This window comes from Hufsiella ginkgonis (genome assembly GCF_009834915.1).
Lineage (GTDB): Bacteria > Bacteroidota > Bacteroidia > Sphingobacteriales > Sphingobacteriaceae > Hufsiella > Hufsiella ginkgonis.
Window position 1 is genome coordinate 1,552,402 of sequence record NZ_WVHS01000001.1, and the last position, 18,758, is coordinate 1,571,159.

At 50.6% G+C, this 18,758-nt stretch carries 17 protein-coding genes; 9 read left to right on the forward strand and 8 right to left on the reverse strand.

All coding sequences use genetic code 11. The annotated features are described in order from the left end of the window. Window positions 1-50 precede the first annotated feature (50 nt). From pafA to GS398_RS06640, 7 genes are all read right to left on the reverse strand, one after another. Entirely contained in the window at window positions 51-1,691 is a 1,641-nt protein-coding gene (pafA, locus tag GS398_RS06610; RefSeq protein WP_160905901.1) for an alkaline phosphatase PafA, read from the reverse strand. Between the two features lie 70 nt (window positions 1,692-1,761). Further along, window positions 1,762-2,859, reverse strand: coding sequence for an acyl-CoA dehydrogenase family protein (locus GS398_RS06615; protein ID WP_160905902.1), 1,098 nt, complete (start codon window positions 2,857-2,859; stop codon window positions 1,762-1,764). Between the two features lie 56 nt (window positions 2,860-2,915). Continuing rightward, a complete protein-coding gene (gene pnuC / locus GS398_RS06620; RefSeq protein ID WP_160905903.1) occupies window positions 2,916-3,530 on the reverse strand; it encodes a nicotinamide riboside transporter PnuC in 615 nt (204 codons plus the stop codon). Between the two features lies 1 nt (window position 3,531). Further along, entirely contained in the window at window positions 3,532-5,712 is a 2,181-nt protein-coding gene (locus GS398_RS06625) for a TonB-dependent receptor (RefSeq protein ID WP_369410228.1), read from the reverse strand. Window positions 5,713-6,026: 314 nt separating this feature from the next. Then, window positions 6,027-6,230: an exodeoxyribonuclease VII small subunit gene (gene xseB / locus GS398_RS06630; protein WP_160905904.1), complete on the reverse strand. Its 204-nt coding sequence runs from the start codon at window positions 6,228-6,230 to the stop codon at window positions 6,027-6,029. Beyond that, window positions 6,223-7,560 (reverse strand): exodeoxyribonuclease VII large subunit, encoded by a 1,338-nt coding sequence (gene xseA, locus GS398_RS06635; RefSeq protein ID WP_160905905.1) that lies wholly within the window; start codon window positions 7,558-7,560, stop codon window positions 6,223-6,225. The genes xseB and xseA overlap by 8 nt, the downstream gene beginning before the upstream one ends. 20 nt (window positions 7,561-7,580) lie before the next feature. After that, complete coding sequence (locus GS398_RS06640) at window positions 7,581-7,805, reverse strand: CDGSH iron-sulfur domain-containing protein (RefSeq protein WP_160905906.1); 225 nt, start codon at window positions 7,803-7,805, stop codon at window positions 7,581-7,583. A 105-nt stretch (window positions 7,806-7,910) separates the two neighbouring features. Between GS398_RS06640 and GS398_RS06645 the strand changes: the two genes are divergently transcribed. The 8 genes from GS398_RS06645 to GS398_RS06680 all read left to right on the forward strand — a co-directional run bounded on the left by GS398_RS06645 (window position 7,911) and on the right by GS398_RS06680 (window position 14,105). Then, window positions 7,911-8,609 (forward strand): HAD family hydrolase, encoded by a 699-nt coding sequence (locus tag GS398_RS06645; RefSeq protein ID WP_160905907.1) that lies wholly within the window; start codon window positions 7,911-7,913, stop codon window positions 8,607-8,609. Further along, entirely contained in the window at window positions 8,606-9,451 is an 846-nt protein-coding gene (locus GS398_RS06650; RefSeq protein WP_160905908.1) for a phosphoribosyltransferase family protein, read from the forward strand. Before GS398_RS06645 ends, GS398_RS06650 begins: the two co-directional genes overlap by 4 nt. Next, window positions 9,441-9,995: a TerD family protein gene (locus GS398_RS06655; RefSeq protein ID WP_160905909.1), complete on the forward strand. Its 555-nt coding sequence runs from the start codon at window positions 9,441-9,443 to the stop codon at window positions 9,993-9,995. The genes GS398_RS06650 and GS398_RS06655 overlap by 11 nt, the downstream gene beginning before the upstream one ends. A gap of 12 nt (window positions 9,996-10,007) precedes the next feature. Beyond that, window positions 10,008-10,622: a TerD family protein gene (locus GS398_RS06660; RefSeq protein ID WP_160905910.1), complete on the forward strand. Its 615-nt coding sequence runs from the start codon at window positions 10,008-10,010 to the stop codon at window positions 10,620-10,622. A 33-nt stretch (window positions 10,623-10,655) separates the two neighbouring features. After that, window positions 10,656-11,756, forward strand: a complete 1,101-nt coding sequence (locus GS398_RS06665; RefSeq protein ID WP_237488097.1) for a toxic anion resistance protein — start codon at window positions 10,656-10,658, stop codon at window positions 11,754-11,756. 4 nt (window positions 11,757-11,760) lie between these two features. Beyond that, the gene (locus GS398_RS06670) at window positions 11,761-12,723 is read left to right on the forward strand and encodes a hypothetical protein (protein WP_160905911.1); all 963 of its coding nucleotides are present in this window, start codon (window positions 11,761-11,763) and stop codon (window positions 12,721-12,723) included. Between the two features lie 8 nt (window positions 12,724-12,731). Next, a complete protein-coding gene (locus GS398_RS06675; RefSeq protein ID WP_160905912.1) occupies window positions 12,732-13,547 on the forward strand; it encodes a TerC family protein in 816 nt (271 codons plus the stop codon). A gap of 96 nt (window positions 13,548-13,643) precedes the next feature. Next, window positions 13,644-14,105 (forward strand): phosphatidylglycerophosphatase A family protein, encoded by a 462-nt coding sequence (locus GS398_RS06680; RefSeq protein WP_160905913.1) that lies wholly within the window; start codon window positions 13,644-13,646, stop codon window positions 14,103-14,105. A 38-nt stretch (window positions 14,106-14,143) separates the two neighbouring features. Here the strand turns inward: GS398_RS06680 and GS398_RS06685 are convergent, their stop codons facing one another. Next, a complete protein-coding gene (locus tag GS398_RS06685) occupies window positions 14,144-15,142 on the reverse strand; it encodes a LacI family DNA-binding transcriptional regulator (protein ID WP_160905914.1) in 999 nt (332 codons plus the stop codon). A 465-nt stretch (window positions 15,143-15,607) separates the two neighbouring features. Here GS398_RS06685 and GS398_RS06690 point away from each other — a divergent pair, with 465 nt between their 5' ends. Then, window positions 15,608-18,751 carry a SusC/RagA family TonB-linked outer membrane protein gene (locus GS398_RS06690; RefSeq protein ID WP_237488098.1) on the forward strand — a complete coding sequence of 1,048 codons (3,144 nt, stop codon included), beginning with the start codon at window positions 15,608-15,610 and terminating at the stop codon, window positions 18,749-18,751. The last annotated feature ends 7 nt before the right edge of the window (window positions 18,752-18,758 follow it).

Sequence of the window (18,758 nt, forward strand, 5' to 3'; positions counted from 1 at the left end):
TCCCATCCATCTGGTCTCCAATCCTTAAGGCTTAAACCTTTAATTTTCAACTATTTAATCACCTCCGTGATCGGTTCCCCGATACATCCGTTCGGCATCTGGATATGCAGCAGGGCTGCCAATGTAGCCGAGATGTCGGTCATATGAGTGGTCTTGTTCGTTTTGCCGTGGTTTATACCCCAGCCCATAAACAACAACGGGATATGTGCGTCATATGGGTTCCAGGTACCGTGGCTGGTGCCGGTCCGTGCCGAGCTGAACCATCCGGGTTTTAGCATGATCTGGATCACGCCGCTGCGTTCGGGGTTGTACCCTTTCACGATCATATCCCGCAGGTACGCAGGCACACTGGAGCTTTGCACATCTTTCACGTCTACGGCGAAGGCGACGCCCGGTTTCCCCTGGAAAAATTTAACGCAATCGGCACGGATGGCCGCTTCGTCGAGCTTGTTCGCGGCGATTGCGGCATAGTTCAGGTGTGCCTGGTAGTTTAAGAGGCTGAGCACCAGCTTGTCCGTATTGTATTTAGCTTTCAGCGAAGCGTTTAGTTGAGTAAGTAACTGGGCAGACGGCCATGATCCGGCGGGAAGATTGTTATCGGTCAGGAAAGTGGGGTTGTGTGCCGCACCATGATCCGCCGAGAGAAATACGGTATAATTTCCTTTTCCAATTTTCGTGTCAAGATACGTAAAGAAATCACCCAGGTCGCGGTCGAGGCGAAGGTAAGTATCTTCAACCTCGATGGAGTTTGGCCCGAATTGGTGGCCCACATAATCCGTCGATGATAAGCTTACCGCCAGGAAATCGGTTACCGGGTCCTGCCCCATTTTCTCGTTTTCCATGATCGCTTTGGCGAAATCGAGCGTAAAGGTGTTGCCATACGGCGTAGAACGGATGGTACCGAAGCCTTGACCGATCAATCCCGACGTCTTTACCGGGAACGTGGGGGTTTGAGAATTGCTGAATTTTCCTTCGTAAGAATTATTATCAGGCGAACTTTGCAAGTAGCTGTCGATCGGGTACAGCGTGTTCCAATCCTGTTTGAGGTATGTCTCCGGCAGTTTCCGGGCGTTGAAAGCGGTTGCCCATGACGGTAATTGCTTCATATAATAGGTACTGGTGATCCAGTTCCCGCTGGCATCGTCGTACCAGTAAGCGGCATCGGCTGCATGCCCTGCCGGCAGGATGCCGCCCCGGTCTTTCAACGCCACCCCGATCACTTTCGAGCGGAAATTGGTCGCCAGTTTCAGCTCGTCGGTAATGGTAGAGGCCAGCAGGTTTTTAGGCGACATCTTTCCTTCAACCGATGCGCTGCCGATCGACTGTACGGTACTGTCTTCCGTGCAATACATCGTTTTCCCCGTTGCCTGGATAATGAAATCGTTCCCCGCAATGCCGTGGATAGCCGGAACTGAACCTGTATAAATGGTACTGTGCCCGATGGCCGTTACGGTGGGCACATAATCGATCAGCGTATTTTCGCAGGTGAACCCCTCGTTTAGTAAGCGTTTAAACCCGGTTGATCCGTAGCGCTCGTAATAACGGTACAGGTAATCCCAGCGCATCTGGTCGACCACCAATCCTACCACCAGCCTGGGCCGCGGGAGGCCGTTATTTACCACGGGTTTCTTCTGTGCCGACGCAGCTAGGGCGAGGAATGCGGGTACCAACAGGAAAAAGCTTCTTTTCATAAGATCACATTAAGCAGCAAAGATGCACGAACCACCATAAAATTTATGTAAAAATTGTATGAAGTGTAAACTACTCCGGGAAAATAAGCAGCGTATGCTGGCTGGCTGTATGCAGATCCCGCCATACCCGGTTAATTTCTGATGAAGGATCTGCCGCGGCCAGTCCGCAAAAAGGGTATAGCTTTTCTGCAAAGCGGCGTACTTTGCGGGCCAGTACACGGCTTGCGGCACTCACCCCGGTCAATAGCGGCGACGGTACGTCAAGGCCCTGGTCTGTATACGACCACGACTGATCGATCACCCGGTAAAACTCAGCCCGGCGTTTGGAGGTACCTGACCTGCAGCGGCTCAGCAGGTCCGAAAGGTATTGCTTCTGCTCTGCGGTAAACGATTTACTTTTCATTCTTTCGTTAAAGCTGGCTTCGCACAGGTCCATAAAGTGGACCGCCATCCCGCTGATATTTGCGGCAAGCGTAGCCTCCGCCAGTTGAAGGAACGGGTAGGTATACGAGGGCCCGGGTGTTTTTACCGTCGCGGGCGAGATCTCGAACTGCCGCTCTGCGGGAACGGCGAGTGCGTTCACTTCAAACGAATGGCTCGCGGTGGCCACCAGTCCCGAGGTTTGCCAGTCGGCTGACACCGTAACCTCTTCCCGCTTAAATATAAAAGGGCGCATCAGCGACTTGCCGCCGGCGTCTTTTAACACGTTTCCGTGTTCGGTGAGCAGGCAATTTGCCGTGAACCAGGTGAGATGCGGGGCGCCGGTGGCATATTTCCAGCTGCCGTTCACCACGTAACCTTCGGGGGTACGCTCGGCAGTGCCGGATGGCGCGCCGCTTCCGCCGAGACAAGCGGTTTTTTCGTCAAATACCACTTTCGCCAGCGCGGGATCGAGGAAGCCCGCGAACCAGGCCGCGCCGCTGCATAACGTAAGCGTCCATCCAAAAGCGCCATCGGCCCAGGCAAAAGCCTCTTCGAGCCGGACAGCTTCCGGCAGCGGCAGTTGTAACCCGTTCAGCGAAGCCGGAACGAACAGGTTGAACCAGTTCTGCTGGTAAATGAGGCCAAGCTGTTCCGGTCGAAGGGCGCCGAATTTCTCGGCATCTGCGGAATGGTTACGTATGATATCGGTCCAACGGGGTTGGAGAAGCGCTGAAGGATGTTCCATTATTTCCTAACTAATATTTCTTTGCGTAAAACCTTAGCGCAAAGGGAAAAGCGTTATTATGCTGAAAGTTGTTGTCGGTATTTTCTTTTCCAATCGAAATACCCGAAAACAGCCACTACGAACAGGAAGGCGGTAAGCAGTCCGAACATCGCCAGGTTCTTGTGAAACAGCAGCGGAATGGCGAACAGGTTCGAGATATTCAGCAGGATCCAGTTCTCGATCTTTCGCCGTGCCAGCAGCCACATGCCCGCCCAGGCCGTGGCGCTGATCCATGAATCGGCCACCGGCACGGTTGAGTCTGTAAAATACCGGAGTGCCAGGTAAAGTACGCCCCAGCCAATAAATACGATAGCGAGGGTGATCTTCCATTCCTGTCTGGTGGAATAGGATATCTTAATAGGAGGCTCATTCTTTTTCGTTATCCAGTGCATCCAGCCATAAACGCTCATTACGATGTAGTAACCGTTGAGCAATGTTTCGGCGTATAGCCCGCTTTCGGTAAGCAGCATCATCGAGATGGCGGTAGCCGCAATCCCGGCGGGGTACAGCCAGACGTTGTTTATGCGGGCAAGCAGCACCTCGGTAACGCCCAACGAAACCGCGATCCATTGAAGGACCGTAGTTTCTTTAAGCTGCCCGGTAAGGATCCCGAACCAATGTTGGAGGTCCATGTTAAAATTTGAGGCTTAATGCCGCCAGGAAATTACGGGTGGCCTGCGGGTAATAGCCGTTGCCGCGGTAAACTACGCCGCCGCTGAGACCGCTGTAAGTGTACCCGTTATTTTCATACAGCGTGTTAAACACGTTGTTAACGGACAAGCTGATGCCGATATTCTTAATTCCTTTAAAAGAAGCCGTGCGACTCAGCCTCACGTCATTCACAAAGAACGAAGGCAGGATCCTTGTTTCCGAAGCAGTATTATCCAGGTATTGTTTGCTTACATATTTGCTCAGGAGGGCGACCCCGGTCCCGTTAAATATCGTCCAGCTCAGCTCGCTGGAGCCAATAAATGCGGGCGAGAAGGCGAGGTCGGTGTTTTTGTAGCCGAAGGTTTTTACGATGGGGGCCGCATCGTCATTAATGTACTCGGTGTAATTACGCACCTTGTTGCGGCTCAGGGACGCAGTTGCAGCCCACGATAAACGTTTGGTTACCATCCACCTGCCGTCGAGCTCGATGCCTGCCCGGTAACTATGCGGCACGTTCTGGCGGGTTTGTGCGCCTACGTCGTTCAGCTTGCCGGTTACCACCAACTGGTCTTTATAAAACATGCCGAACGCGTTTACGCCCGCCGAAACCTTCGTCCCGGCCAACCGGTAACCGGCTTCGAGGTCGTTCAGGTGTTCGCGGTGCGGACGGCTGTCGGGGGTAGATTCCGTGTAATCGTTCCGGTTAGGTTCTTTGTTCCCTACGGAGAACGAGGCGTATATATTCGAGCGTTCATTTAACGCATACGTAGCACCGAGCTTGGGGTTAAAGAAGTTGAGGTCAGCTTGTTGCTGGATGTTGTTCTTGTTGCGGTCGAAACCGAGGAATGAATACGTGATGCGGCGGAACTGCAGGTCGGCAAACAAGTCCATGCTCCCGATGTGGTAACTGATCTTGCCAAAGGTGTTGAAATCGGTTTTCACCGCATCATTGTCGTTATAGCGGTGGCGGGCCGAGGTGCTTGCGTCGTAGTTGGCGTATTGCGCCCAGGTGACCTCGTCAAAGTGCTTTCCCTTATACTCGTTGTAACCGCCGCCCAGGGTGAAAGCCAGTTTTGTACCGAGCGTGTAGTTAAACGAATAAGTGAGGCCGTAAAAGTCGTTGTCCAGCCAGAGGCGCCGCACGAGGTCGGATCGTGTAACGGTGGTGCCGCCAACCATCACCGGGTTGATGCCATAGCCTGCCAATGTTTGATCTTCCTTGTACTCTTCGTAGTACCCTTCACCATGAGTGTAATGCAGCGCGAAATTTGAGGTAAATTTATTGGAGAAAGTATGTGTGTGAAACAACTGGTAATGATCCTGCGAGTAGTTGTCGGTCTGGTTTTCGTACGTAAAATCGTTATGGGTACGGTCAGTTTTGAGCAGTTCTTCGGCTACGCCGTTCCATGCCTGGTAGGTTTTTTCGGTGCCGGAGAATACGTTCGCCCGCACCAGGTCGCGTTTACCGTAGTAGGCGCCGCTCATAAAAAACGATTTCAGGTTAGACGATGCCCGGTCGATGTACCCGTCTGACCTGATCCTCGAAAGCCTCCCGTCAAACGTAAACCGGTTATTGATCAGGCCGGTGCCCACGTTTACGGTATTTTTCCAGGTGTTGTACGATCCGAACGTGTTGTTAAGCTCCGCATAGGCCGAATCGCGCAGCGTGGTGGTCTGGATGTTCAGGCTGGCGCCGAAAGCTCCGGCTCCATTGGTGGAAGTGCCTACGCCGCGCTGGACCTGGATATTGTCTACCGACGAGGCAAAATCAGGCAGGTTGATAAAAAAGCTGCCCTGGCTTTCGGCGTCGTTAAGCGGGATGCCGTTAATGGTCACATTGATCCGCGAACCGTCGCTTCCGCGGATGCGAAGACCGGTGTAACCCACGCCCGCGCCGGCATCGGAGGACACCACCACAGAGGGTGTTTGGTTAAGGAGGTAGGGAAGATCCTGGCCGAGGTTGTTCTTAGCGATCTCCGCCTTGTTCATGTTCCTGAACGTGGTGGCCGAATTAACGGTTGCCCGGGTTGCTTTAATGGCTACCTCGTCGAGGTCTTTCATGGTTTTCAGGGTGTCGCGGACGTTCATTCCCGCAGGTGTTTGCGCCCGTAACGATACGTGCAATGCCATCGTCGTAAGGGCGATCAAGAGAAATTTCTTCACTGTTTTTTGTTAATGCGTTAAAAAAATCTGCATGCGGGGAACGTGCAGTTCCGTTAACTTACCTCCCTACGCCGGCATTATCCGGATCAGGTGCTGGTAGCGATCAGTTAGTAGCCATTAACTGTCAAGCGGAGATTCACGTGGTATGCATGAAACCAGGCTGATAGCTAAAGCTGAATGCTGATAGCTCCATGGGTATAATCTCAGCCCGTTTTTGTGTTTGCAAGAAACAAGGCACCCCTATGTGATGGAGCAAAGGTAGGATAATTTGGGAAAGTGTTAACAGGCGAACAGAAATAAACGTAACGAGTCTCTTATTCTCCCGTTTCCAGGTCCTTCAGGATCGCAGAAACATCCGCTTCCGTCGAGGTGAGCTTGGCCCGGCAGATCTTGATCAGTACCGTGGCTCTTTTTACTTTTTCCGAAAGCGTATCAACGGTGATCTTGCCGTCTTCAATTTCCGCTACGATGTGCTGCAGCTCTTCGAAAGCCTCGGCATAATTGGGGGTTTCATTCATGGTTATTTGCTTTAGCCTGTTGCACGGTGCTGGTTACCGTCCCGTCTGCGAGCTGCGTAAGCAGTTGGTCGCCTTCCTCCAGGCCGGCCACACCCGTGGCGATCTTCCCGTTTACGAAGGTAATGCTGTAACCGCGCTTTAACACGTTGGCGGGGTCCATAATGCGGACATTTTTTTCCAGCCCGCTAAGTTCCCTTGCCTGTGCGGCGAAATGTTCGGCGGCATTCTCCTTCAAGGCGTCTCCCAGCCCTGCTACCTGGTCCCGCTCCCGCGAAAGGATGAACCTGCACTGCCGCGAAAGCCCTTCGGATAATTGGTCGATCACCGTACTTCTCCCGGCCAGGAGCCGTATGGCCGCCAGCCGGAAGTAACGGGTGGTGTGTGCGAACTGTACATTTTCGTCGTCCAGTACACGCCTGGCACGGTCGGCGATCACCTGCCCGGCCCGTTGTACAGGTACGGAGAAGTTATGGAACTGCTGAAGCAGGAAATCCGCCAGCTCCGTGGGCGTTATGGCATTGCGGAAGGAGATTTGCTCGGCCACGGTCTCGTTGGTGGAATGACCAATACCTGTGATCACCGGCAGCGGGAACAAGGCGATTTCGCGCGCCAGCGCATAATTGTTGTACGACGACAACCCCACGTCGGCCCCTCCCCCGCGAATGAGCGCCACCACATCAAAATGTGCGGCTGCCTTTTTGATCCTGCGTAGCTGGGCGATAATGGAATCCGGCGACCGGTCGCCTTGCAGCAACGCCGGGAACAAGTGACAGTAGAACCGGTAGCCCCAGGAATTGTAGTTGATCACCTTCAGGAAATCTGAATACCCCTTGCTGGTTTCCACCGAAATGACGGCGATCCGCTGCGGAAGCAACGGAAACCGGAGGGATTGGTTACGCCGCAGGATGCCCTCCACGGTGAGCCTGGTCACCGTCTCAAGGCGTTCGCGCTCCAGTTCGCCGAGGGAAAAAACCGGGTCGATATCGGTGATCCGCAAGCTGAGGCCATGCACCGGGTCGAAAGTAATGGCCGCGCAAAAAAGAATGGTGATCCCGTCCTTTAGCGGCTCGTGAAGGATCTTCATGAACCGCCCGTTGATCTCCCGGAAGTCGTTTTTCCAGAGGACCGCCTTCATTTGCGCGATCACGCGGCCATCGCGCTTTTCGACCATCTCCGGGTAGCAATGCCCTGAATGCGAATAGTGGTTCAGCTTATGGAGCTCGGCTTTAACCCAAAAAGTGCTCTTGTAGCGGTCCGCAATGGTGCGCTGTATGCTCGAAAGCACTTCGGGCAGCGAAAAGATCTTTTTACCAGGGGTGATTTCCGGCACGGAGATTGGGTTGGCGCGCGTTAAACTTTCTTCGGCGGCAGGTCAAAAGCCACCGCATTGTGCTCAAAATGCCCTTTGTGCGCACCATCACAGAAGGGTTTGTTGGCCGACAACCCGCAGCGGCAGATAGAAACAACGGTACGTCCCTGTAATCCATAAACATTTCCCTGCGCATCAACGATCTCGAAATCGCCGTCAATTTTTACTGATCCGTTATTGTTAATCGTAAGCTTCGTAGTAGCCATGTTAATTTATTTTGAAGCAAAAGTAATCATCTCTTCCAGAATAACACGTGTGCCGGAAAATTCGGATATTAGTAACAATTTGCACATACTAACTTCTAAATAAGGATGTATCTCTACCGGCATTATTCTTTTGATCTATGGCTGACACTGATCCGATCGAATCCTTTCTTTAAGGACGAGCGCAGTAGTTTTTTTCATAAGTACTTCAATTACAGGGACAAAACACTCCAGGAAGTACAAGCCATCTTTAGGCAGGTGGACCTGATGTGTAACGCCATCAACGAGTGTACCGGCAAGAACATCGACGCTATCGAGATGTACCTGATGGTGATCAGCATGGTGAACGACCACCAGGCAGATCTCGCCGCCATTGACCAGGCGAAGCTGCAATCTGACATGGACGACCTTGTGTTCAGTCATCTGCCGGTAATATACTGTACGGACACCCCGGGCGTGATCGAACAGCTGAAACAGGCAGGCCAAAGCTCCGTGAGCATCCTCAGCAACACCGGGTTCATCAGTGGTAAAACGCTGCGAAAAGTGTTGAAAATACTTGGGATAGATCACCTGTTCGACTTCCAGATCTATTCTGACGAAACCGGGCTTTCGAAACCCAACACACAGCTGTTCAGGCAGATGATCAGCCAGGTTTGCCACACCCGCGGTTGCGAGGTAGACAGGGCCGATATCATTCACATTGGCGATAACCCGCGTGCAGACGCAGGGGGCGCCACCGCGGCGGGCATCCGCAGCCTGCTGATCAATTCCAATCACCTGACCATCTCCAGCCTCATCGCCCAATGAACCATTCTTACTCCCTGCATAAAATTACGGATGCAAGCAATTTTGCTTTTTGTCCCGATGCGTACAGCCGGTTCAAGTTTGGTGATAGCGCGGTGGCGGAATCATTCGGCATCGCTTTGGCGGAAGGCTTTATCCGCGAGGTGCTTCAGCAGTCGCCCATCCGCACACAGGTGGTGGTGATCAGCAGTCCTTACGCGTTTATTCCGACGGCTACCTTTGCCATGAAGGACCATTTTGTGTACCGGCTGAACCGTTGGCTCGCCGATCACCACCTCCCCATCGTACAGGAAACGAAAGTGCACCGCACCATCACTTATAAGGAGGATTACGGCGCCCTGAATGCCGAAGAGCGGCTGCGCCTTATCGGGAACGATTCTTTTCATGTCGATAAACATTTCCTGGAGGGAAAAACGCTCATTTTTCTCGACGATATCAAGATCACCGGGAGCCATGAACGTATGATCATGAAAATGGTGTCAGAATACCAGCTTGATAATGAAATTTACATGCTATATTTCGCCGAGCTCATAAACAGCGAGATACACCCGAATGTGGAGAATACGTTAAATTATCATGAAGTTCGGCGTATCTTTGACCTGGAAAGGATCATCGACTCGGGCAGGTTCTGTTTTAATACCAGGGTGGTTAAGTATATCCTGAATTATGAGCCGTCCGGCTTTCACCTCTTCCTGGAAGGCCAGACAGATCAGTTTATTAACCAGTTATACAACATGGCGCTGGGGAATGGCTATCATACCATAGAAGCTTACGCCGCCAACCTGAATTACATAAAAGACTACTTATTTTCAACCAATAATAAATTAATAGAATATGGCAATTAACCTTCAGAAAGGACAGCGTGAAGCCATCGACGCGCCGAAATTTACCATCGGGCTGGGCTGGGATACCAATAGTTCGTCGACAGGCAGCGCTTTCGACCTCGACGCTTCCATCTTCGTGATGGGCGACAATAAGAAACTGGTATCTGATGAATATTTTGTGTTTTATAACAACCTGAAAACACCCGATGGCAGCGTAGAGCACACCGGCGATAATCTTACCGGCGACGGTGCGGGCGATGACGAGCAGATCCTGGTGGACCTTTCCAAGGTCGATCCGCGCGTTTCCGAGATCTGCATAGTGGTTACCATTCACGATGCCGAAAACAGGCGTCAGAACTTCGGGCAGGTACGCAATTCCTTTGTAAGGATCTTTGATACGGTTACCAATGCAGAGGTGCTGAAATACGAGCTGGAAGAGGACTTCTCCATCGAAACCGCCGTAGAGTTCGGCAGGATTTATAAGAAAGACGGTAAATGGAAGTTCGAAGCCGTTGGCGTGGGGATGAAAGGCGGCCTGCAGGATTATTTAACCAAATACAACTAATCCGGAAAGATCATGGCAATTAATCTTCAAAAAGGACAACGCATTAACCTCGAAAAGAGCAACGGCAGCAAGCTTCAGAACGTTTGCGTAGGCATTAACTGGGGGGCGATTGAGAAAAAAGGTATGTTCGGCTTCGGCTCGAAAAAAGAAGCGGTTGACCTTGACGCCAGCTGCGCCTTGTACGACGACGGCAAGAACATGCGCGAGGTGGTATACTTTGGCAACCTGAAATCGAAAAATGGCTCGGTAAAACACAGCGGCGACGACCTGACAGGGGATATGGGCGGCGATGACGGCCTGGATAACGAGGTGATTACCCTCGACCTTGGTGCACTCGACCCGGCGATCTCTTACGTGGCTTTCGTGCTGAACAGCTTCCGCGGACATGATTTCGGCACCATCCCCTTTGCCTCTATCCGGATCTATGAAGGCTCTCCGAAACGGGTGAACGAAGTGTTCGCTACGTACGACATCGCCAACGGCGCCGGCTTCGCCGGCCACGTGTCTATGGTGATGGGCGTCTTTTACAAGAAAAACGGGGAATGGAAATTCAACGCGATCGGTGAGCCTACCAAGGACCGCAAGCTTGAAGAAACCGTGCGTACGGTAACTGAACGATACCTGTAACCTGTGCTAAACAGATAGTCATAAAAATACAACATGGAACCTGGTTCAATGAATAACCTGCCGGAAGCGCCCGGCGTAAAGGTGGATAAAGACGGTAATGTCGATCTTTCGGTGATTACCCAGGAAGATAAAAGCAAATACGGGCAGCTTAGCAAAGACCTGAACCCCGCCGACGTGAACTCGATCCTGAATTACGGGGCCGAGGCGCAAAATTCGATGGAGAAATACAGCAACGAGTTTCTGTCCTCCGTACGTACCTATAACTCGGGCGAGGTGGGTACCCTGATCACCGAGCTGCTTACCGAGCTGAACTACATCGATGTAGACGAGCTGCAGCAGAACGGCTTCACTAAGTTTATTTCGGGTATCCCGTTCCTGAAAAAACTGGTGTTCGATACCAAAAAGCTTTTCCAGAAATACGATACCGTGGTGAACAACATCGACAAGATCACCCAAAAGATCAAAGCTGGGAGGCTGAATTCCATCAAAGACAATGCGTCGCTGCAAACCATGTTCGACAGCAACGTATCGTACATTAAACAGATGGAAGCGCTCATCATTTCGGGACAGCTGAAGTATACCGAACTTTCGGAGAAGCTGGCAGAGATGGAGGGTCGTCCCGCCGATTACAACGACTACGAGATCGCTGACATGCGCGAGTTCGTGAACCGGCTCGACAAGCGCCTGGCAGACATGAAAGTGGTACGGTTTATCATGATGCAGTCGCTGGCGCAGATCCGCGTGGTGCAAAACAACAATACCTCTATCGCAGAGAAGGCGCAGTCCATTATTTCGACCACTATACCGGTCTGGAAGAACCAGCTCACCATCGCGGTGGCGCTTAACCGGCAGAAAGCGAACGTGGAAATGCAGAAAAAGGTATCCGACGCTACCAATACCATCTTGCAAAAGAATGCCGACCTGCTGAAACAGAACAGTATCGACGTTGCGCGGGCGAACGAAAGCACCGTAGTATCCCTGGATACGCTGAAAAGTACCACCGCATCACTGATAGAAACCCTGACGGAAGTGAAACGGATCCACGAAGAAGGGACAAAGAACAGGAGAGTGCTCGATACAGAATTACAAAACCTCGAAACTCAGCTGAAGAAAAATGTAACAAACACGAACTGACCGGATGGAGGAAAACCTCGCAGCCATATTAAAAGAATCGAACAGGATCATGAACAAATTGCAGGTCCTGTCGGCGTTCTTTGAGGATGAGGTGCTCTACAAGATCTACCTGCGGAGCCAGGTGATACACAGTTTGTTTGCCCATAACCCGGAGCTCGATGCCAACAAGCTCGAGCTCTTTCATGTCCAGTTTACCGAAACATTGATCGGCCTGCTAAAGGAGATCAAGAAAGCGAACGAAAAGAAAGTGACGATCCTTTTTGATGAGATCCAGCTGAACGACGACCTGATCGCACAGGTAAAGTCGTCGGCTTTTTCGGAGGAGCGCTTTCATAGCGAGAAACAACGGCAGGCGCTGCGCATCAACAATTCACTGCGAAAGCTGTACCAGGTACTTTCGGAAGATTCGCAGGAGAACCCGTTTGCGAAAAATATGCATACGTTCAGCGCGCGCTTCGCGGAAGAGTTCTATGACCCCATCGAGCCGGAAATGCTGGACGCGCTTACCCGCTACGACCAGAAGGAGGTGTACGCCAACGCCTATGCCATTATTGGCCGGAAACTGATGGGCGCTTTATGCAAATACGACTTCAAGACGGAGTTCTTTAACGGGCTGAAGGCCGGTGATGTGCTGCTGGAGCTGTACAAGTTCGTAAATAACGACCGTTATTTTGTTTATCTCCCATCGCGCAACCTGTTTCTTTTCTGCGATGTTTCGCAGATCACGCATATCGACTGGACCGATAACCGCTCGAAAAAAGAGCGGATCGCGCAGGAGCTGCAGCAAAAGAACGAGCAGATAGAAAGCCGCATCAGCGCGATAAAAACGTATATTCCTCCTCAGATCAGGCAGTTGCTGGCAGAAAACTATAAAAAGATCTCGGATATTGATTTCCTTCAGAATATGAGCAACTTTGAGATCCAGGCGAACATATTGAAAACCATGCTTAATACCCTTACCCTATAACAATCACAATGGATATTTTACACACACTTTTAGGCGACGACATCCAGGCCGGGCTGCTGATCATTTTAAACCTCATCGTTATAGAAAGCTTGCTTTCGGTTGATAACGCCGCCGTACTGGCTACCATGGTGATGGACCTTCCCAGGGAACAGCGCGCTCGGGCACTACGTTACGGTATTATCGGCGCCTATGTTTTTCGGGGGATCTGCTTGCTGGTGGCTGCCTGGCTGGTAAAGATCTGGTGGTTAAAGCCCCTGGGCGGTTTGTACCTGCTTTACCTGGCCTTCAGCTATTTTAAAGGTAAAGGCGAGAGCAGCGGCGGCGGTGAAGAAGAAGTGGATAAGAACAAAAGCTGGTTATATAAATCGACCGTTGGCGTGATCGGGACCTTCTGGGCGACCGTGGCCTTGGTGGAAGTGATGGACCTCGCCTTCTCTATCGATAACGTATTTGCCGCGGTGGCGTTCACCGATCACCTGTTCCTTATTTATACGGGGGTATTCATCGGGATCCTGGCCATGCGTTTCGTGGCGCAGGCATTCGTAAAGCTGATGGAGAAATTCACCTTCCTGGAAACCATTGCCTTTATCGTGATCGGCGTGCTCGGTCTCAAGCTTACGGCTTCGGTGTACAGCCATTTTTATGAGGGCTCGGAGATTGCCGGGGCACTGGAAAGCGAAAAAACAGACCTGTTCGTATCGATCTTTACCGTAGCCATCTTCGTGGTTCCCGTGGTGACCTCCCTGCTGTTTAACTTCCCGAAAAAGACTATCGCCGATACCCCCGCTTCTGAAGCAGCAGAGGATGTGCTGGATAAAAGCTAGCCAGGTTAAATCTTAGACGTTGAACGTTTTACGTATCGGGCGGGCGGTTAGCTGTGCCATGTATACGCAGGACGTACGATGTTAACGTTAAATGTGATGCACAAATTAATCACCTCCATCTTCGGCATCGGTTATATTAAAGGCGGCGGCACCATTGCAGCCGCCGTTACCTGCCTGGTGATCTACTTCCTTCCTGCAGGAACGATGACACACCCCCTGGCGGCGGCGTTCAGTACATTGCTGATAGTAGGACTTGGCGTTTACAGCTCAAACCAGGTAGAGCAGTATTGGGGAAAGGATTCTTACCGTGTAGTGATCGATGAGGTTGCCGGTATGTGGATCACCTTATTGTTTGTGCCGGTAAACATTACCACGCTGCTTATCGGGCTGGCATTGTTCAGGTTCTTCGATATCGTTAAGCCATTGTATATCAAGAGAATGGAAGATCTTCCGGCCGGGTGGGGCGTTATGTTCGACGATGTGCTGGCCGGGATATACGGTTGCGTCGTATTTCACCTGCTGTTACTGCTCTTCCCCGCTATCGGTACGGGGGTGTAAGGAGAAGCATACAAGGACTGTGGAGGCCTCCCCCGTTCCTAATCGCAGCTGGTAGATTTGCGCCGGATAAGATCTGCACGGATCGTGATCGTTCGCTCGTCGATCTCCTGTCCCTTAATCAGCCTGAACAGTTGTTTGGTTGCGGCTGCACCCATATCGAACGCTGATTGGGTGACCGTAGTAAGCGGCGGGTTAAGCAGCGACGCCGTTTGCAGGTTCGAAAAGCTTAGTACTTTTAAATCGCCAGGGATGTTCAGCCCCAATTCTCCGCATACATAATACGCAGCAATGGCCAACCGCTCGAGCGAGGCGAACAACGCATCAGGTTTTTGTTCGCGGATACAAGTCTTGATCAGCTGATAGGTTTCTTCTTCATCGATCGAACAATCGAGCACCATTTCCGGAAGCCCGTGTTTATTTATCGCGTCGAGGTAGCCCTGTTTGCGTTTATCGGAGATGGACATTTGCCTTAAAATAGACACATGCACGATCTTTTTGCAGCCGCATTGAATAAGGTGTTCGGTAGCCCTGAAGCTGCTGTCGCGATCGTCTGTAATGATCTTGGGTACATCCAGCTCATCCGGCGTGCGATCAAAGAACACCAGCGGAATATTCTTTTGCATTAGGTCTTCGAGGTGGGTAATGCTTTGTCCAAGCCCCGATACCGACATCAGGATGCCGTCTACACGCCCGTTCGATAACTGTCGTACAAATTCCACCTCCTTCTCGGTTTTCTCGTGGGTAAGATAGATCAGTACATGAAAGCCTTTCTCGGCCGCGATGGATTCGATCCCGTCGATCACGAGCGAAAAAAAATTGTTGGCTACTTCGGGAATAATGAGTGCGATCGTTTTAGTGCGCTGCTCGCGCAGGCTGCTGGCGTGCGGGTTGGGCTGGTAATTTAGCTGACGCGCGAGCTCGAAAACCTTTTTCTTGGTGGAATCACTGATCTCGTGGCTGTCTCTTAAAGCCCTTGATACGGTGGAGATCGATAAGTTAAGTTCCCTTGCTAAACGCTTAATATCAACTTTTTCCATGCGGTGTTTACTGGGAGCGGTCCCAAATATACTGTTTCTACGAAAACGTTTCCGTAAAAAAATAGGGGCCTTTAATACAAACTACTGATAAATTAATGAAATTTGAACAGCTGTTTTCAGAATAACCATTTAAACCAAGCACACTATTTATTACCTGTCCCGCTAACACGGGGCAAAAAATTAAGAAAAACTTATAGCGCTAACAAACATCCAGTTTATCCTATATTCACTAAATTGAATAATTTTCATCATAATAAGCCAATATCGCTGAATTTTAAAGCTTGAGGCTGCTAATCAATCAATTCTCAATAACTAACCACCAACTAAATTATGCTCAGGATCTACAAACAACGACTTCGCAGCTAAGGAACTATTCCGGCTCAATTAATAGTCCTGTTTAGCTAAACAGTTACTATTCTGTAATTAATAACTAACCACACAACTTAACTTCTCTAAGAATTAGTTATGAAAAAAATCTTTACACAAAATTCTGAATTATATAAATATGTAATGGCGGGGCGGCAGCTGGCTGCGCTTTGCCTGTTAATGCTGTTTTCGGCCTCGGCGTTTGCCCAAACAAAAAGGGTAACAGGGACGGTGAAAGACAGGAAAGGCGATGCGCTGATCGGCGTAAGCGTAAAAGTAAAATCTTCTACCACAGGGGTATCTACAGACGTCGACGGCAAATTTGCGCTTGACGTGCCGGTAGGCGGAACATTGGTGTTTTCCTATATCGGGTATACCACTTTTGAGGAAGTAATAACGGCAAGTACAGGTGCCTTGAGTATCGTGCTGCAGGACAACACCAGCAACCTGGAAGAAGTGGTGGTAACCGGTTATGGCGGCACCGCTAAAAAGAGTGATCTTACAGGTGCAACTTCGTCGGTTACCGCCAAAGATATCGAAGAGCGGCAGCCTATTAATATATTCGATGCCATCCAGGGTAAAGCAGCCGGCGTATTGGTGGTAAACGATACGGGTGGCGAGCCGGGAGCGGAGGGCACTATCCAGATCCGTGGTGTTTCGTCGCTCAATGCAGGCGGATCCCCGCTGTACGTAGTGGATGGAATTATCAATCCCAACGGGAGAAGTATCAGCCCGATGGATATCGAGAACATCGAGATCCTGAAAGATGCCGCTTCGGCGTCTATTTATGGAGCCCGCGCAGCGAACGGCGTTATCCTGATCACCACCAAGAAAGGCTCGGAAGGGAAACCAAGGATCAATACGCAATACAAGCATTTGTTCGGTAAGCTGGCGCATAAGCTTCCGCAAAGCAACTCTGCGGAAGTACGGTTATTCAGGAGACTTCAGACCGCTTCGCCGACTGGTTCAACCGGCGGAAGTACCGACTCTCTCAACCCCAGCTATAACTCAGATAACGATCTCCAGGAATTGCTCCTGGGAAATACCGGCAACCGGGATGAAGTTAACTTTAACGTGAGCGGCGGTCAAAAAGGCCTTGTATACTACACCAGCTTAAACTTCCAGAATGATAAATCCATCATCCTGAACAGCTATTCGAAAAATATCCAGTCCCGCCTGAATATTTCATACCAGGTTAGCCCGAAGGTAAAGTACTCCAATAACATCTCCTTTTATTGGCAGGATAAGAACGGGATGGATATGAACAACGTAGTGCGGCCACTTTTCGAGCGGCCTTCACTATCGCTCATTTACTACCCCGATGGATCGCTGACGAGCTATATCAACTCAAAGCGAAACCCCGTTGCAAACGCCATCTACGAGACGCGTGAAACAGAGCAATACAATACCCAGGTGAACAACCAACTGGAGTTCGAGTTAGCAAAGGGCCTGCGATTTACCAACGCGTTTAATGCGATCCTGAACAATTCTGAGTATAACTACTTTGCTCCCCGTTACGTATTAAACGCCGCCAAAAATATCAACGAAGGCACCAATAACACCGCGCGGGATTTTAAATGGGAGTTTCAATCGTACTTAAACTACAATAAGACGATAGCGAACGACCATTCTTTAAGCGGAACGCTGGGGGTAAGCGCCGACAAAAGGACCTATAAATTTTTCAACCTCCAATATAATAACACGGTGAGTGAGGCCATTACCACGGTGTTCCCGGCCTATATAAACAGCTCGCTGAGCCGCACATCGGGCACCCGTAACGCAAGCGCCAGCTTGTTCGGCCGGGCTAATTACAGTTACAAGGGCAAGTATATCGTACAGGGTGTTTATCGCCGCGACGGCTCCTCGCGGTTTGGCGCCGAAAACAAGTTTGGTAATTTCTATTCCGGATCCGCTCTTTGGCGCTTCTCCGACGAGAAATTCATGGACTGGGCGAAAAACGTGCTTTACAACGGAAAGCTGAGACTGAGCGTAGGCCAGGTAGGTAACGACCAGATCGGTGATTTCGCTTCACAAACCCTTATCGGGTTTAATGGCAGCTACAATGGTGCAGGGGGCGCGTCCGCAAACCAGATCCTGGGAAATCCCTATATCATGTGGGAAACCGTAACCACCAAAGACGTTGGCGCAGATCTTGAATTTTTCAGCGGAAGATTAACTTTCACGACCGACTATTACATTAAAAACACTTCGAACCTGCTCTACACAAGCGAGCTTCCAAAAGAAACCGGTTTCGGAAATATCTCCGTAAACGTAGGCAAGATTCAAAACAAAGGCCTGGAGCTTGCAGTTTCTGGCAACCCCGTTAACAGCAATAATTTCAAATGGACCACTTCTGCAAATATCACTTTCGAACGCGGGAAAGTACTCCGGTTGTCGGGTGGTGCGCCGTTCGTAGCGGGCAGTAGCTGGTATGTGGAGGAAGGCGGTCGCATCGGTAATTTCTTCGGGTGGAAAAACCTTGGGGTTTACCAGTGGGATGAGTCAAATGCATACAACAATAGCTGGGAAAAGCTGACCGTTGTGCTGGGTACAGACGGCAAACCTTTGTATGAGAACGGTAAACCCGTTTACAACTTCAACGGTCAGCGTTATACAGGTACCGTACACAACCTGTACGATCCTGCCGGTAAGTATAAAGGTGGTGATACCGAATGGAAAAACCTGAATGCAGACAGCCTGATTAACGATGCGGACCGCCATGTGATAGGTAATGCGCAGCCGGATTATTACCTGGGCATTTCTAACCAGTTATCTTATAAGAAGTTTTCGTTGTCGTTCCTGTTTAATGCTTCTTTTGGCGGGCAGGTTTATAACCAGTTGCAATACGTGGCCAACAACCAGTCGAACACGGGCGCCGGCAGCCCTGATGTGGTTTATAATTCCTGGCTGAAACAGGGAGATATCGCGAAATATCCCTATTACCCAACGAAAGATGCCCGTGGCAGCGTAAAGAACAACGGCAATAGTATTTACCTGGAAAATTCATCTTTTATCAGGCTGCAGAGCATGCGGTTTACGTATTCATTACCACAGGGCCTGCTGAAAAAAGTCTATATCAAGGGGCTTAGCGCGTACGCATACGGCACCAACCTGGTTACCTGGACCAACTACCGGGGCTTCGATCCGGAGTTTTCCAATAGCAATGCGCTGCAGCCAGGTTACGATATCGGCAGATATCCAAAGCGCCGTGAGTTCGGCTTAGGTTTAAACGCTAACTTTTAAGGAGATA